This is a genomic window from Haloarcula sp. Atlit-7R (assembly GCF_003666065.1).
GTDB lineage: Archaea > Halobacteriota > Halobacteria > Halobacteriales > Haloarculaceae > Haloarcula > Haloarcula taiwanensis.
The window spans coordinates 1-15508 of the sequence record NZ_QXIK01000025.1 but is presented as its reverse complement, the minus strand read 5'-3'; the positions used below and the strand labels follow the sequence as shown (position 1 = coordinate 15508).

Below are 15508 nucleotides of genomic sequence, written 5' to 3'. Positions count from 1 at the left end.
TACAGCTGAATAAAAACCTTGGCTATAGCTCTCTGCCGTGCCAATCAGCCGGTTCCGGTCCCAGGTCAGGCCAGTCGCAGTGAGTCCGCGAGCGCCATGACACCCTCCTCCGAGCGAAGCCGGCGCTGTCGCTCTGCGCCGCTTTCGCGGTCATACAGCTCCCACAAACCATCGATATCAAGTCGGTCACTCTCGATTTCGACCAGTTCTTCGACAGAGCGTGTGGTCGAAAGATCGCGCGACAGCAGGTCCGCGGACTGGCCGTGACGGATCGCGCGCCACTTGTTCTCGTCGAGGAACTCTCGGCGGAGTTGTCGGCCGGATTCGCCGTCCTCGTAGCGCTCAGCGAGGTCGACGACGAGTTCGTGGACGTACTCGACGAAGGCAAGCACGCGGTCCGGATCGGCCTGCCCGTCCGGCGCACGCACTTCGACGGTGCCGTGGCCGGAGTGGGGTCGCACGTCGAACCAAAGTTCGCCCCGGTCGTCGATACTGCCCGTTTCGAGCATCCGCCGCTCGTACGCCTCGAAGGCGTCGTAATCGTCGAACGCCGTCGGCATCCCAGTGTTGGGCAGGGCCTCAAAGATCTTTCCGCGAGCGGACTGCAACCCGGTGTCGAAGCCGTTCCAGTACGGGGAGTTGGCCGACAGCGCGAGCATCAGCGGGAGATGCCAGCGGAGTTCGTTCGCCACCCACACGGCCTTATCGGCGTCGTCGACACCGACGTGGACGTGCAGGCCCGCGGTCGTGTTGCGGTGCTGTGGATACTGGATGCGGTCCAGCTGTGACTTGTAGCGTGGCTTCTCGGCGTGTTCGAGTTCGCGCCACTTCGCCAGCGGATGCAGGCCCGCGGCGGCGACCCCGAACCCGTTCGCGTCGGCGTGGCCGACCAGCGCATCCCGGACCGACCGGAGGTGGTCACCGGCGTCCGCCGGATCGTCGATACGCGGTGTTTGTGTCTCGATAACGCACTTGAACAGTTCGTGATCGAGCCGGCCGTCGAGAACCGCTGGCGGCTCCGTTTCGTAGACGAGCTCGTCCGTGCCAGACGTCGGGCGACCGAACTCGTCGACGACGTAGAACTCTTCCTCGATGCCGAGCGTCCCCATCCGGGTAAAATGCTCGGCAGAACCCGTCGCGTCCATTACTCAGCACATCGGAATCGACCCGGTAAAGCCTTCCGTCCCTGCCCGCACAGCCCGCATAACTGGTCCGCGCGTGAAGTAAGTCGCGTGAGCAGAAGGGACCGAATCAGTCCTCGCGGGGCCGGGCAACGATACCGAGGTGATCCTCGTGATACGGGTCCAGACGCGCCGTCTCAAGCAGTTCGTACTCGGCGCTGAGTTCCTCGCGGACGCTGTCGAACACAGTGTCGGGGTCGGCGGTCACGTCCTCGCTCCGGGCCTTGATCGCCGCGAGGAGCCGGCCGTTGTCGCCGAGGAACCGCTTGTTGAGCGCCGCCACCCGGGCCTGCCCTCGTGTCGCCACGTCCTGCACGACGACATCGACCGGTTCGACGACGTGGGCGTAGCTCCCGGGCTTGCGGGCGTCCTTGAGCAGCGGGAAGAGGTTCGGACGGCTCTCCGCGGCGTCGAGCAGTTCCCGAACCGGCCGAGGGGCGAACTCGACGGCGTAAGTCGGGCCACAGAAGTCGGCGACGTGGCTCACCGTTGTCCCGGCCGCCGCACCGAGATACAGCACCGTCTCGCCGCCGTCGAGGCCGGTGTCCATTCCCTGTTCGAGCATCGCGCCGAGCTTCGAGCGGTGGGGGTCCCACCGCCGCCAGTCGCCGTCGGTCCGCTCGCCGTACACCGGCTGTCCCTGTGTGGCGAGGCTCGCCTCGCCGCCGAAGTCGTGGCGTTCGACGCCGTTTGGCAGCGTCATTCGTCGTCTCCCTCCTCGGCTCGTGCCTGAATCCGTTCGATTCGGTCGTCGAGTTCCGCCTGCAGGTCCGGCCGGCGGTCGCCGCTGTAGTGGTCGATACGGGCGGCAATCGAGAGCTTCCCGGCGAGTGCTCGCGCGGCCGACCCGCGGTCCTCCCGGCGAGTTCCGCGCACGTACTCGTGGGTGAAGATGACGCCGTGTTTCGGCGACGGTGCGTTCCCCTTGAGGTGGGCAAAGAGCGCGTCTTCCGCCCCGAGAACCTGCACCGTCCCGCTCGGTTTCTTCGCCAGCGCTTCGAGGCCGCCGGCCAGTGAAATGAGCCGGGCCGCCAGCACTGGTCCGGCCAGCATCGAGAGGTTCGGCGCAACGGCGGGCGCGGTCCGCTCGATGTACGCCCGAAGCGAGTCCGCCTCGTCGGCCAGCCCGGCCGTCTGCTCGGCGAGCGCTCGAAGTGCCGTGTCGCCCTCGTCCTCGTCCTCCCGGTCGGCCAGTGAGCGGGCGTACTCGACGCCGCTTCCGCTGTCGCCGTATCGGCTTCCGCCCCATTCAGCGACCCGTTCGGAGAGTTCATTCGCCGTGCGTTCGCAGTCGGCCATCGCCCGCACCGCGTGGACAAGCTGCTGGTCGTCGGCGCCCTCCTGTTCGGCGACCGCCGCGCTGGTGGCCGCCATCGTCACCTCGTGCAGCCGGTCGTAGTAGGCCGCTTCATCGTCTGCGAACCCCGCCGCGACGGCCTGTTGTGGCCAGTCTTCCGGCGTGTCGGCTCGCCCGGCCGCTATCTGTTCGACAGCGGCCGCGTCGTCGTCCGGGTCCAGCCCGGCGAACCACCCGTTGCTCATAGCCGTGTGTGCACGCCGGATGCGAAAAAGTGACCCGGTTAGCGTCTGCGAACCGTGCTCAGTCCCGTTCCGCCCTCAGCGCATTCCTGGCGGCGGCCCGCGGTCCCGCGGGTCGTCGTCGCCGTCCTCTTCTTCGAGGTCGATACCGGCCTCCTTGCGTCGGCGAATCACCGCCTGTAGCTGTCGGTAGTAGTACAGCGTTCCCACGACGCCGATGACGATGGCGATGGCCGACAGGCCGCCGAACAGCCACAGGTCACGGTCGAGGTAGTACCGGACGATAATCTGGTCGGCGGTCACCTCGTCCCAGCGGATGACCTGCTGGCCGTCGACGGTCTCGGACTCGTAGCCACCCGGGCTAATCCGTGAGAGGAACGGTATCCCGGCCCCAGTGTTGGGCGGGAGTACGACCGTGTACGATCCGTCTTCGACGAGGGTCGGGGAGGCGAAGCGCTTGCCGGTCCGTGCGACCGAATAGCCCACCTTTCCGGAGACGTTCCCGGAGAGATTGACAGTCGTTCGCTGGCGGGTTTCCGAGGCGCTCAGCGAGGAGTTGGCGGCGCTAACGACAGTTCCGTTCTCGTACCGGAACCGAAGCGCACTGATGGGGACGCTCCGCTCGCGCCCGAGGCCGTCGACGGTGTACACGTCGAACGTCGTCTCGTTTTCGACGGCGTAGACGGCGGTGTATTTCGACTCCTCGATGACGATGGTCCCGTCTGCCGAGGTGTTCCAGTCGTAGCTCGCGTTCTCGTTCAGCCGCTCCGGGTCGACCTCTTCGGAGCCGAAGAAGCCGGTACAGCCCGAGAGGGCGACCAGTGCGAGAACGGCGACCAGCAGGATGTGGCGGCGTTTCATGGCTCGAAAGTCAGGGCACGATTGCCAGCAGCTCCGACGGCATGTACTGCCCGATGTCGGCGAGCAGTCCCGGCGGGTCGGTGTCCGGGTTACAGACGATGCTCTGTTCCAGCAGGCCGATGCGTTCGACGGTGACGATGTCCTGTGCGTGGCCGGCGCGGTTGACCGTGGCGCGCGCCTCCGAGCGGGTGACGCTGTTGGCGTTGATGCGGCCGTTGCCGCGGGTCCACTCGTAGAGGCGATCCTGTTCGACTTCGGCGAGACGCGGCGGGTCGCCGGCGACGAACCGGAGCGGCAGGTGCTGGACCAGTCCGAACCGCTTTCGGATCTGGGTCGGCGTCCCCTGGCCGAGACCGAGCTGCTCAGCCGGAATCCGGACCGTCTGGCCGAAGCCGACATCGAGAACGAAGCCGTCCTCGTCCCACGAGTCGAGCGTTCCGACGTACGTCTCCCCGTCCTCGTGGTCGGCGACCATCTCGCCGAACTCCTCGCGGAGGAGGTTTCGCGCAACGGTTTCGTCGGGGCCGTCGACAGTCACCGACGGGAACTCGTCGTCCCGGAGGCCGATATCGTATTCCACGTCGAGGTCGCCGAGTTCGTTGCCGACCATCGAGCGCAGTCCGTCGAGCGTACGGTCCCGGGCGTCGCCGGCGACGTACACTTTTGTACCGAGAACGACCATCAGGCTTCCACGTCCACGTCGGCATTCAGCTCGTCTCTGAGCTCCTCGATGCGGTTCTCCATCGCGGTGACGAGACGGGTGTTCTCCATCGTTTCGACCTGATTGCCACACTCGGGACACTCGAAGCCGAACTCCATCGCCTCGCCGAATTCGAAGCGGATGCCACAGTGCTCACAGAGGTAGAACTCGTTTTCCCGCTCGTACTCGCGGCGCTCTTCGAGGCCGTCGAGCAGGCGGTGCATCTCCTCTTGCAGTTGCTCGGGAATCTTCTCGTACTGGAACGTCCAGAGGTACGTGAGCCATCCGGAGTCCTCGTCTCGGAGCCGACGGTAGGTCGCGAGGTCGTTCTCGTAGAGAATAAACAGCGCTCTGCGCACGTCGTTCAGTTCGAGCCCGAGCTCTTCGGCCAGTTCCTCGTCGGTCACTTCGCCGTCCGGCGGCGCGGCGGCGACCGGCATCCCTTTCGGTCCGACCAGCTCGTGGAGGTACTTCTGTATGACGGGGTCCTCCAAGAGTTCCTCAAAAGCCATTACCCGCACGTCCGGGAGTCACGTGGTTAAAACCATCGGGTCGTCCTCTCTTGAACGCCGACACGGGACGGGACCGTGCTGCTGGCACGGAGCGCTCTCGAGCCCGATGTTCAGCAACAGCGGCGGTGAGCAGTGTTTTCCGCTACCGTTTGAAACGGTATCCAACAGCGCCGCCCCGCTATTCGATTCGCTCGACCGGAGTCCGGCAGGAGGAGCACGTCTCTTTGTCGATAGCGACGAAGACGGAGTCACAGGACGGACACTCGTAGAGATTCGATTCGGGTTCGCCGGTCGAATCTGCACCGTCGTCGCCGGCAGAGCTAGCCTGAATGCGTTTATTACTCACCGTGCCTGCTTGTAGTCCGTTATCCGACTGCTCCTTCCCACCCGAGAGTACATCTGATACGGATTTTTTGATTTTATCTAACATCGCGTGTTGCTGCCGAATAGTAGTCAGTTGGATTACTTTAACAGCTATGGTTTTCAAACCACGGACAGTTTCGGGTCGCCTGCTTCATCGGTGACCGGTCATAGCTCCTCAAGCGGCCGCGGCGACGCCTGCTTGTACTCGATGACATCGAACCCGTCGTACGACTCTCGGGACAGTTCTGTCCACTCTGAACCCATATCCGGGAAATACCGGTCGCCCTCGTTGCGTTCGTGGATGCGGCTGAGGAAAACCCGGCTGGCGAACGGGAGAAACAGGTCGTACACCGCCTCGCCGCCGATGACGTACGTGATAGGCGGCGAGTCACCTGCGCCAGCGCTGTCGCCGGCGAACGCTTCGGTCGTACCGGCGCGGGCGGCTGCTTCGACGGCTATCTGGGGCGTCGTGGCGTACTCGACTGTCTCCGCATTGGCACTCCGGCTGTCGTCGCTCGTCAGGACGACGGTGTAGCAGTCCGGGATGGGCTTCATCGAATCGAACGTCCGCCGGCCGAGGATGATAGGGTGGCCGGCGATACGGGCCTTGTACTGGCGCACGTCCTCGGGATAGTGCCAGGGGACGCCGCCATCCAGACCGATAACGTTGTTCTCGTCGGCGGCGACCACAAGGACCAGTTCTGTGTCGGGTATTGTCGTCATTTGTATCCCAGTGCCTCCAGTCGCTCGTCGAGGTCCCCGGCAAACTGCGTGTCGGACGCATCCTCGAACTCGGTGTAGCCGTCGAGCGGCGTTGCAATATCCACGTCCGCGTACCGGTCGCTGTCGAAGTGGTTCCGGACGATGGCGGCATCGATATCGGTATCCTCGGCTGTGCCGCCACAGCCTTTGATGATGGATTCGTGGGCACTGTCGCCCCACGCCGCCCGTTTTCGCACTTCGTCGCCGGGCCGGTCGTGATAGACCAGCCTGGCGTGTTTTGCGAACGGGGTGGCGTCCCCACAGACCCGTTCGGCCTCCTCGCGCATCGCCGGACCGATAGGGGACTGGGACGCGACGACGGTCCCGTTCGGCGAGGCGAACGCCGGGCCGTCGGCGTTGCCGTCGCCGAGCGCCATCGCGCGGACGGCGTCGGGGAATCGGCTGAGCGTCGCCAGGTCGGTGACGCGGTGTCCCTCACGCTGGCCGGGGGCACGGACGATGAGCGGGACGTGGTACATTGTGTCGTGGGTTCCGATGCGATGGCTGACCGCCGGCGGCTCCGCAGGAATCGCCGTCGGCTCGCCGAACCCCTCGCCGTGGTCGCCGGCGAAGACGACCAGCGTGTCGTCGAGGACACCCTGCTCCTCTAGTCCACGGATCAGACTCTCGAAGATGGCGTCTGCCTGCCGGACTGCGCCGTCGTATATCTGTTCGAGAATGCCGGCAAAGCCAAGCGAGAGGGTCCCCGAGAGGAACTCCCAGTGCCACTTAAATCCCATCGACTCCTGCATGTCGCGGGAGCGCTCGTCGCTCCACTCGTCGTACTCGGCGAGCGGTTCGTACGGGCGGTGGGTGTCCATCAGATTGATACAGGCGGCCCAGTCGCCCTCCCGCTCAGAGATCCACTCTAGCGTCCGATCGGCGTACCAGAAGCCGTTGGGCCAGTCGCCCAGCGAGCCGTTGGTCTCGTACGCCGAATCGTACTCTTCGGGCGAGCCGACAGCCGTCTGGAACACCTCGTCAAGCCCCGATTCGTGGTCGGTCAGGAACGGATTATCGGAGAACAATCCCGTGTCATAGCCCGCATCGGCCAGTTCCTCAAAGATCGTGTGGCCGGCGTCGAGTCTAGCGGTGTGGTCGACGCCGTGTTCGTGGGTTTCGTGGCTCGTGAACAGACTGACGTGGCTGGGGACGGTCCAGTTGCTCGGGCTGCGAGCCTGCGTGTACACCGTTGCTTCCTCGGTGAAGGCGTCGAGGAAGGGCGTCGTCTCACGGCGATAGCCCAGCACGGAGGTGCTCCGAGCGCGGAGACTGTCAGCGACGACGAGCAACACGTTGTGACGCGACATCTGAGCCACAGTTAGCGTCGAGCGATAAAAGGCCCGCGGCACAACTGCGTGGGTATCACTCTTCGTCCGGGTCGACGACCCGCTTGCCGGTTTCCTGCGGGACGACCACCCTGTCGGGGTTCTCCCAGCCGCGGTCCAGCTCCCGGCCTTCGAACAGGCGGTCGAGGAAGACAGCTAGCGAGGCGACCTCGGAGTGTGGCTGATTGGTGACACCGACGTTCCAGTCGGCGTGTTCGTACACCTCGAAGGGGACTTTCTCCGCGCCGACGACGACCAGCAGCGGCTCCTCGGCGTGGGCCGCGCGAACGTCGCCTTCCACGTCCTGGACCGGCTCGCCGTACATCGTCAGATGGACGACGTGCCCCTCGAAGTCACGGATGAGTCGCTTTGGCTCCTCCGTCGAAGCCACGTCGAAGGGGCCGCCGAACCGGTCGGTGATGTCAATGACGGTGTCGGCCTGGTTGCGGGCAGCGTTGGCCAGCACGACCTTGTCTGCCCCGAGCGCGCGTGCGGTGAGTCCGACGTGGGTCGTCATCCGCTCGTCCCGACCGGGGCGGTGGCCCAGCCGAAGCACCGTCACCTGCAGGGAGTCCTTCATCCGTCGCTCCGTGCCGCTTCGATAGCGTCCCGGACCGGTTCGTAAGCAATCTCGCTCCACTCGACCTGCTCGTCGTTGACGAACACGGCTGGTGTTCCCTGGACGCCGCGGTCGATACCGGCCTCGCGGTCACCGGAGACCGTCGGGCGGTACAGCTCCCCCGTCGCAGCCGCTCGAACGGTCTCGCCGTCGACGTCCAGTCCCTCCGTCAGGTCGGCGTAGGTGTCCGGCCCCAGCTGGTTCTGGTTTGCGAACAGACGCTTGGAGTAGGTGAAGAAGGCCTCGTCGCCGACGTTGTCCTGTACGGCACGCGCGGCGCTTGCGGCCTGCCACGATACTTCCTCGTCGACCGGTATCGGGAAGTCATGGAACTCGTACCGGACGGCTCCAGCAGTGAGGTAGTCGTCTTGAACTTTAGGGAAGACGGACTCCGAGTAGGTCGCGCAGTGCGGACAGGCGTAATCCTCGTACACAGCGACCGTAACGTCAGCTTCGGGGTCGCCTGCAACCGGCGTCGAGAGCGGTTGGCCCGGCGCGGGGGTCGGCGTCTCCGTTCCGGCCGACTCGGAACCGCCACCGACACACCCGGCCAGCGCGCCGAGAGCGACAGTCGTCGCCGAGAGGAAGCCGCGGCGAGTGAATCGAGTCATAGCCGACTCTCACAGGGGAAGCTATAAAACGACGTTGTCATCCGGTACGGGGCTACCGACTCCACTGGAATCGGCCGCGACCGCAACGTTTTACCTCGCATACGTAACATCGCAACTATGGACGTATCAGAGAAGCGAATAGTCGTCACCGGCGGGGCAGGCTTTATCGGGTCGCATCTGGTGGAGCGCCTCGTTCCGGACAACGACGTAGTGGTCGTCGACAACGAAGCGAACGGACAATCCGAGTGGGTCCACGGGGACGCAACCTATCTAGACGGTGACCTTACCGACCCCGATGTCGTCGCTGAGGCTATCACGAGCGACGTCGACCTCGTTGTCCACCTCGCGGCGTCGAAACTGGTGGATACGGACACCCCCCGCCGGCAGTTCGAGGACAACAGCGACATCACGTACAACATCCTCGAACGAATGCAGGACGCTGGCGTCGGGAATCTGGTGTTTACGTCGTCCTCCACGGTATACGGCGAGGCGCCGCGACCGACACCGGAAGATTACGCGCCGCTTGAGCCGATCAGCGTCTACGGCGCGGCGAAACTCGCCGAGGAGTCACTCGTCTCGACGTACGCCCACAGCCACGACATCCAGTCGTGGGTGTTCCGGTTCGCCAATATCGTCGGGCCACGCCTGCGCGGGGCCGTCATTCCCGACTTCATCGAGAAACTCTCCGAGGACCCGTCGACGCTGACGATTCTCGGCGACGGCCGCCAGGAGAAATCCTACATGCACATCTCCGAGTGCCTCGACGCGATGCTGTTTGCCGTCGAACACGCCGACAAGGACCACAACGTGTTCAATCTCGGCACGCGGACGACCACCTCGGTCGACCGCATCGCCAGCATCGTCGCCGACGAGATGGATATCGACCCCGAGTACGAGTACACCGGCGGCGACCGCGGCTGGACCGGCGACGTGCCGCGGATGCGCCTCTCCATCGATAAGCTCTCCGCGCTCGGCTGGGAACCCGAACAGTCGAGCGACGACGCGGTGCGGCAGTCGACCCGCGAACTGCTCGAAGAACTCTGAGCGCGGCTCAGGCCGGATACGTACCGTTCAGTTGTGCCTTTTCGACGACGTGGCCGCTAGCCGCGTCGTATACGTCGTCTTTGTCTGCCGCCGGGGAGAGGTCGAGCGTCGTATCTAGCGCGTACAGGAGGAACCGATAGGTGTGTTCCCGGTCGGGCGGACTCGGACCGCCCCAGCCAACCTCGCCGAAGTCGTTCTGTCCCTCTGTCGCCTCGGCAGGCTCCCATCCTTCCGGAATCCGGCCGATATCTGGCGGGATGTTCCAGACGAGCCAGTGGTCCCACACCTTCCCGGCCGGCTCCTCCGCGTCCGGGTCGTCGACAATGAGGAGGAGCGACGAGGCGTTCGACGGGACAGTCTCGACCTCCAGCGGGGGATTCGTGTTCGCTGCCGAGTAGCCGTGTTCCTCGGGAATGCGCTCGCCGTCGTCGAACGCCGGACTTCGGAGCTGTAGATTTGCCATGTCTGAAGATATGACAGACAACCACAAAAACATCGTCCCGGCAGCCATTTGCGGCTCCGCGCCGAACCGCCGGACGTGCAGGTCGTGGGCTATCGCGCGCGGGTCGACGAACACGCCGCGCTCCTGTTGGCCGAGGACGGGAGCGTGATTACTGAGCGGCTGGACCCGGACACCGAACTCTCATACACACTCGGCGAGCGACACTGCGCCGGCGCGGTCGACGGCGACCGACATTTTCACTGTGACAACGACCCCGCGCCATACTGCCCGGAACACACCGACATCTGGCCGTGTGCTCGCTGTACCGGGGACTGCAACAAACCGCTCGACACTTGCGACGAGGAACACGCGGTGTATCTGGCGGCGTTCGCGCCCGATGCTATCAAGGTCGGCGTCACCCGCTCCTGGCGGCTGGAAACCCGGCTCCGCGAGCAGGGAGCAGACAAGGCCGCCCACCTCCGGACCGTCGCCGACGGCCGTATCGCCCGACAGGTCGAAGCCGACATCGCCGCCGAACTGGGGGACCGGGTCAGAGTGCCCACCAAAATATCGGGCTTCGACCAGTCCGTCGACACCGACTGGTGGGCGTCGCTGTGTGAGCGCTACGACCCGCTGGCGACCTACGACTTCGAGTACGGTCTGACTCTGTCGGACCGACCGATGGACGAAATCCTGGCGACGGGGACCGTCCGAGGGACGAAAGGACGAGTCGCCGTGCTTGCGAACAACGGCAGCGTCTACGCCGTGGACCTCCGCCAGCTCGTTGGCTACGAACTCTCAGACGGCGGGACCGACCGGGACCTTCAGTCGAGCCTCGGCGCGTTCGGGTAACGGTGGAGACTGACGTCGCTGTGTTCCGAATCTGACAGTGCAGAAGACATTTAAAGGCGGCTGTTGGCCATTCGTCTGTGCGACGTGAAACCCTCCTGACCGGTGGCATGGTCGTGGTCGTCCTGGCCATGCTCATCGGTGCAACAGCGGTCCCCGGCGCGCTCTCCGAACCCGAGGACAACGTTCGCGAGAGCTACCTCGACCTCCGTGAGACGACCATCGAACCGGCGTCGGTCGACGGCCAGACTGTGACGCTCTCTCTAGACGCCCGACTCTCACATCGCGGCGGGCCGGCCGAGAACGTCACTGTCGAGACGCGGGCCATAGATGCGGACACCGGCCTCGTCGCGACGACCACGCGGCAGTCAGTCGGCACAATCGAAGGGGAACGAGAAGTATCGGTGCGGTCAAACATTACAGTCGAGCGGGCGGGCGGCTATCGGATCGACACAATCGTCTACGAGGACGGTAACCGCGTCGAGACCGGTCAGCGGTCGGTCCAGAACGTCGACGCACTCACTCCGGCGTACGCTCGCAGTACCGTGACCTTCCAGCGGTTCGAGAACGCCGGCGTCCCGCTGGACTCCATCACCTATCGGATTGACAGCGTCTCGAACAACCAGACGACGCTGAACGTCTCGGTGTACGTCACGAACGCCGGCAACAATCCGTCTGATGACCTCTCGCTGCGCCTCCGGGCGCGGCAGGCTGACTCGAACGTCATCGCAGACGAGTCGACCGTGCGGGTCGGTCAGATTCGGCCCGGCCGAACGGAGATCATCAGAACGCAACTGACGGTGCCTGACGACTACAACTACTGGCTTGACGGGATGCTGCTCTCGGACGGCGTCATCGTCGGGACGGAAAGTTCTCCGGCGAACCTCCATCCGACGGAGCGGCTGCAGGAGAACGAAACCAGACAACAGATCGGCTTCCAGTCCAGCGATTTCGAGCAGGACCGCCCCGAAGACCGGGAGATGGAAGAGCCACAGCAGACTGCGGCCGGAGAAGGTCCCGGCTTCACGGCGGTGCTCGGACTGATTGCAGTCCTCGCAAGCGGCCTCCTCATCGCACGGAGACAGACCAATGAGTGACACCTCCACCACCGACGCAGTGGCACAGGACACCGGCGACGCTGTTGACGAACCGGACGACGACACCGGACCGGCAATAGCAATCTACGCACAGTGGGCAGTATTCGCTATCCTCACGCTCGTGGCGCTCATCGCGACGCTCCAGTTCTACTTCTCCGCGTCGTCGGCGATTGATACGTTCGTCACCGACAGGTATCGACCGCTGTTCAGGGCGGGGTTCAACCTCGTCGTCATCCTCGCCTGTGGGCTGGGGCTCTCGGTGCTAGTCCGACGGCTCGCCTGAGACGGGCTGTCGCTGGCTATATCAGGCACTCTCGACCGTCTTTTCAGCAACTCAAGGTTTCGGAACCCCGTCAGAGAAACGTCGAACGGTATGCGCACGACCCGACGACCTCCTGGCCGGACGCCGGCGTGACTCGGTTCATCTCCAACTTCGCGAACCAGTCACCTGAATACGGTGAGATTCTCCGGACCAGCGTCCTTCGCTAACCGCCTGTACCGCAGCCTGCCTTCGGACGGCAACCCTTTTCAGCGGCCCAACCAAAGCCGGGCGTATGGCAGACGATGAACCTGAGAACGCTGACGAATCGGCGGATGCGACCGAGGACGGCGGCGAGGAGAAGTCCTTCCGCGAGCGGGTCGAAGAGATACGACAGCAGCGCGCCGAGGAGCGCGAAGAAGGCGAGGGCGACGGCGAAGAGATGAGCCGCGAAGAGCGCATGGAAGAGATGATGGGCGGTGGCGGCGGCCCCGGCGGCATGGGCGGCGGCAACCCGTTCGCGCAGATGATGGGCGGCATGATGGGCGGCGGCCCCGGCGGCCCCGGTCCGGGCGGTCCCGGCGGCATGGGCGGCGGCCCGCCAGGGCAGCACGAGGAATCGGGCGGCAGCGACAACGAGGAACTCACGCGCGAGATGCGAAAGCTCCGGGACGAAGTCCACGACATGCGACGGTCGCTTGACCGTATCGCCGACGCGCTCGAAGACTAACGGAACGCAGTTTGCGACGGTTTTGCGAACGGTATCGAGCAGTTGCGGGGCGGCGAGGCCCTTCGAACGGGTGCCAACGACACCCCAGACGGACGCTTCCCCAGTCGCTACGAATCACAAAACGAGACGCCGGTAATCTCGAAGCGTGCGCCACCATCGGCACTGTCTCGAACGCTGAGCTCCCAGCCGTGTGCCGAGGCGACCTGCCGGGCGATACTGAGCCCGAACCCAGTTCCCTCCGCGCTCGTCGAGTAGCCGGCTTCGAACACTGTCTCTCGCTCGTCTTCGGAGATACCGGGGCCGTCGTCGGCGACGTAGAACCCGTCGTCCAATGCCCCGACCCGCACGGTCACATCCGTTCCGGCGTGTTCGACCGCATTCCGAACGAGATTTTCGAACAACTGCTTCAGACGGCTCTCGTTTGCCAGCACGGTCCGGTCGATATCGGTGATGAGTGTCGCATCGGCCGTTTCGACAGTCTTCCAGCAGTTTTCGGCGAGCGATGCGAGCGCGACCGGTTCGCGGTCGGTGACGGTCTCACCGTCCTGTGCCAGCGTGAGCAGATCAGTTAGCAGCGTGTCCATCCGCTCGTGTGCTCGCTCGACAGCGGCCAGATGCTCACTCTCACACTGCTCGCGTGCGAGTTGCAGTCGGCCCTGGGCGACGTTCAGCGGATTCCGTAGGTCGTGTGAGACGACGCTGGTGAACGATTCGAGCCGGTCGTTGTGCTGTTCGAGAGCCCGTTCGCGGTCACGTAACTGTTCGGTCCCTTCGACCTGCTTGAGCGCGCTGGTGACGTGTCCGGCGAGAATCTCCCCGAGGACGACGTCCCGCTGGTCGAACGCCGCGGCCGTCTCCGAGCCGGCCAGCAGGATGCCATGCTCGCCAAGCGGAAGATACAGTTCGCTTTTGATCGGCGTGTCCGGGTTGTAGATGTCCGGGTCAGCATGGACGTCGTCGACGGCGAGAGCATCGCCGGACTCGTAGACGCGCCATGCAATGCTATCCCCGGGCGTAAAGGTCGGCAACTCGTCTATCAGCTCATATATCGCGTCGGATGCGGCGACCGGTTCGAGAGTCCGTGCGTCCTCGTCGTAGAGGTGAATCGTGTTCGCTTCGAGCCCCAGGACAGTGCGCGCCGTTTCGACGCCGATCTCGGCCACCGTTTCGCGGGTGTCAGCCCGGAGTAGGTCTTGGACCGACTCACTGAGTGCTCTGAGGCGGTGTTCGTGTTCTTTCCGCTCGGTGATATCCTGTTGGAACCCGACGTAATTGACGACCGCTCCGTCATCGTCACGCACGGGTGCGATAGTCACCTGATTCCAGAACAGGGTCCCGTCTTTCCGGTAGTTCCGGAGTTCGACCGACACAGACTCGTCCGCTTCAATGGCCGCACGCATTGCGTCGACCGGCTCGGACTCTGTCGCCTCGCCCTGCAGGAACCGGCAGTTTCGGCCGAGTACCTCCGACTCTGTGTAGCCGGTCAGTTCCAGAAACCGGCGGTTGGTGTAGATTATCGGAGTCCCTTCTTGTTCGAGACCGGTGATCACGATACCGATGGGTGCCTCGTCCATCGCGCGTTTGATTCGGGACAGCTCCTGCTCGTCGCCCTGTCTTTCAGAGAGGTCCCGGACTGTACAGACCAGCTCGCCGTGGTCGGTCATCGCGAGCACGTGGTCCTCGGTGAATGTGCTCCCGTCAGCACGGAGTCCCATCGTCGTCCCGGTCCAGTAGCCGTTTTCTTCGACAGTCGGAAGGATGTCCTCGTAGATGCGCGGGATGTCCTCATCCCGGTACAGCAGTTCCCAGTGCTCCCCCCGCATCTCCTCGGGCTCGTAGCCGTAGAGGTCCGCGTACGCTTCGTTGACAAAGATGAACCGCCCGTCCTCGTCAAGGATGCTGATCCCCTCCTTTGCGCTCTCGATGGCGTCAAGCTGGCGGTTGCGCTCTCGCTTGACTCGCTGGGACTCCACAGCGTTCGTGATTCTGTTTGCCAGCACCGTGTACTGGTCCGTGCCGCTCTCTTTCTGCAAATAATCGGTGACACCAGCCGAGATAGCGTCGCTTGCGATTTCCTCCGACCCTTTGCCAGTGTAGAGAATGAACGGAAGCGACCTGTACTCCTCGCGAACGGCTTCGAGGAACTGGATGCCGTTCCGCTCGGGCATATCGTAGTCAGAGACGACACAGTCGATGTCGGTGTCGGCCAGAGTTTCCAGCCCCGCCGTGGCACTCGTCGCAGTCTGGACGTCTATCCGGTCGTCCTCGCGTTCGAGAAACGTTGCCGTCATGTCGGCAAACCCCGGCTCATCGTCGGCGTGAAGAATACGGATAGGGTCAGCAATATGCGTCATAGGTTTGGGTAGTTGTCACACAGTATAGGTCGCTGACTTAAAAGACCGTCTCTGGAATCGGACGCTGACACATCCACACTATTACCGGTCGACGTGTGTTGTCATTGGCTCGTGTCAGAATCCCTCTTCTGGCACTGTCTAGTTCTGGATGACCTCAGCTGGCGTTCGTCCGTCGAGTGCTTGGTTCGGTCGTTCGTGGTTGTAGTGGTGTCTGAAGCGTCGTAACCACTGTTTCGCGCTGGATTGACTGCCCCGCC

The 15508-nt window shown here is 64.1% G+C and carries 19 protein-coding genes; 5 read left to right on the top strand and 14 right to left on the bottom strand.

From position 1 onward, the window contains the following. Positions 1-65: 65 nt before the first annotated feature. The 11 genes from D3D01_RS21815 to D3D01_RS21765 all read right to left on the bottom strand — a co-directional run bounded on the left by D3D01_RS21815 (position 66) and on the right by D3D01_RS21765 (position 8476). The gene (locus D3D01_RS21815; protein ID WP_101350051.1) at positions 66-1145 is read right to left on the bottom strand and encodes a glutamate--cysteine ligase; all 1080 of its coding nucleotides are present in this window, start codon (positions 1143-1145) and stop codon (positions 66-68) included. A gap of 106 nt (positions 1146-1251) precedes the next feature. Continuing rightward, entirely contained in the window at positions 1252-1884 is a 633-nt protein-coding gene (locus D3D01_RS21810) for a fibrillarin-like rRNA/tRNA 2'-O-methyltransferase (RefSeq protein ID WP_101350050.1), read from the bottom strand. Continuing rightward, complete coding sequence (locus D3D01_RS21805) at positions 1881-2723, bottom strand: NOP5/NOP56 family protein (protein ID WP_121513752.1); 843 nt, start codon at positions 2721-2723, stop codon at positions 1881-1883. The genes D3D01_RS21810 and D3D01_RS21805 overlap by 4 nt, the downstream gene beginning before the upstream one ends. A gap of 75 nt (positions 2724-2798) precedes the next feature. Beyond that, positions 2799-3581, bottom strand: coding sequence for a DUF5803 family protein (locus D3D01_RS21800; protein ID WP_121513751.1), 783 nt, complete (start codon positions 3579-3581; stop codon positions 2799-2801). Between the two features lie 10 nt (positions 3582-3591). Then, a complete protein-coding gene (locus tag D3D01_RS21795) occupies positions 3592-4263 on the bottom strand; it encodes a DUF2110 family protein (RefSeq protein WP_121513750.1) in 672 nt (223 codons plus the stop codon). Then, positions 4263-4793: a transcription factor E gene (gene tfe / locus D3D01_RS21790; RefSeq protein WP_004592762.1), complete on the bottom strand. Its 531-nt coding sequence runs from the start codon at positions 4791-4793 to the stop codon at positions 4263-4265. The genes D3D01_RS21795 and tfe overlap by 1 nt, the downstream gene beginning before the upstream one ends. Before the next feature lie 178 nt (positions 4794-4971). Then, a complete protein-coding gene (locus tag D3D01_RS21785; RefSeq protein ID WP_232794545.1) occupies positions 4972-5139 on the bottom strand; it encodes a hypothetical protein in 168 nt (55 codons plus the stop codon). Between the two features lie 182 nt (positions 5140-5321). After that, complete coding sequence (locus tag D3D01_RS21780; RefSeq protein WP_121513749.1) at positions 5322-5879, bottom strand: dihydrofolate reductase; 558 nt, start codon at positions 5877-5879, stop codon at positions 5322-5324. Beyond that, positions 5876-7228 (bottom strand): sulfatase, encoded by a 1353-nt coding sequence (locus tag D3D01_RS21775; protein ID WP_121513748.1) that lies wholly within the window; start codon positions 7226-7228, stop codon positions 5876-5878. Before D3D01_RS21775 ends, D3D01_RS21780 begins: the two co-directional genes overlap by 4 nt. Positions 7229-7283: 55 nt before the next feature. After that, positions 7284-7826 carry a tRNA (cytidine(56)-2'-O)-methyltransferase gene (locus D3D01_RS21770; protein WP_121513747.1) on the bottom strand — a complete coding sequence of 181 codons (543 nt, stop codon included), beginning with the start codon at positions 7824-7826 and terminating at the stop codon, positions 7284-7286. Continuing rightward, positions 7823-8476, bottom strand: a complete 654-nt coding sequence (locus D3D01_RS21765) for a thioredoxin domain-containing protein (protein ID WP_101350042.1) — start codon at positions 8474-8476, stop codon at positions 7823-7825. Before D3D01_RS21765 ends, D3D01_RS21770 begins: the two co-directional genes overlap by 4 nt. A 117-nt stretch (positions 8477-8593) precedes the next feature. On the opposite strand from D3D01_RS21765, the gene D3D01_RS21760 reads away from it, so the two are divergent. Continuing rightward, complete coding sequence (locus D3D01_RS21760) at positions 8594-9520, top strand: NAD-dependent epimerase/dehydratase family protein (protein ID WP_121513746.1); 927 nt, start codon at positions 8594-8596, stop codon at positions 9518-9520. 7 nt (positions 9521-9527) lie between these two features. Here D3D01_RS21760 and D3D01_RS21755 read toward each other — a convergent pair whose 3' ends face one another. Then, entirely contained in the window at positions 9528-9983 is a 456-nt protein-coding gene (locus D3D01_RS21755; RefSeq protein WP_101350040.1) for a YbhB/YbcL family Raf kinase inhibitor-like protein, read from the bottom strand. A 48-nt stretch (positions 9984-10031) separates the two neighbouring features. Between D3D01_RS21755 and D3D01_RS21750 the strand changes: the two genes are divergently transcribed. From D3D01_RS21750 to D3D01_RS21735, 4 genes are all read left to right on the top strand, one after another. Next, the gene (locus tag D3D01_RS21750; protein ID WP_121513745.1) at positions 10032-10814 is read left to right on the top strand and encodes a DUF2797 domain-containing protein; all 783 of its coding nucleotides are present in this window, start codon (positions 10032-10034) and stop codon (positions 10812-10814) included. 77 nt (positions 10815-10891) lie between these two features. Further along, positions 10892-11908, top strand: coding sequence for a PGF-CTERM sorting domain-containing protein (locus D3D01_RS21745; protein WP_101350038.1), 1017 nt, complete (start codon positions 10892-10894; stop codon positions 11906-11908). Continuing rightward, a complete protein-coding gene (locus D3D01_RS21740) occupies positions 11901-12191 on the top strand; it encodes a hypothetical protein (protein WP_101350037.1) in 291 nt (96 codons plus the stop codon). The genes D3D01_RS21745 and D3D01_RS21740 overlap by 8 nt, the downstream gene beginning before the upstream one ends. Positions 12192-12462: 271 nt before the next feature. Further along, positions 12463-12897, top strand: a complete 435-nt coding sequence (locus D3D01_RS21735) for a hypothetical protein (protein WP_101350036.1) — start codon at positions 12463-12465, stop codon at positions 12895-12897. A 107-nt stretch (positions 12898-13004) separates the two neighbouring features. Here the strand turns inward: D3D01_RS21735 and D3D01_RS21730 are convergent, their stop codons facing one another. Then, the gene (locus D3D01_RS21730) at positions 13005-15251 is read right to left on the bottom strand and encodes a PAS domain S-box protein (RefSeq protein WP_121513744.1); all 2247 of its coding nucleotides are present in this window, start codon (positions 15249-15251) and stop codon (positions 13005-13007) included. Between the two features lie 138 nt (positions 15252-15389). Continuing rightward, the coding region (locus tag D3D01_RS21725; RefSeq protein ID WP_147439909.1) for an integrase core domain-containing protein at positions 15390-15508 on the bottom strand (119 nt) is incomplete at its 5' end.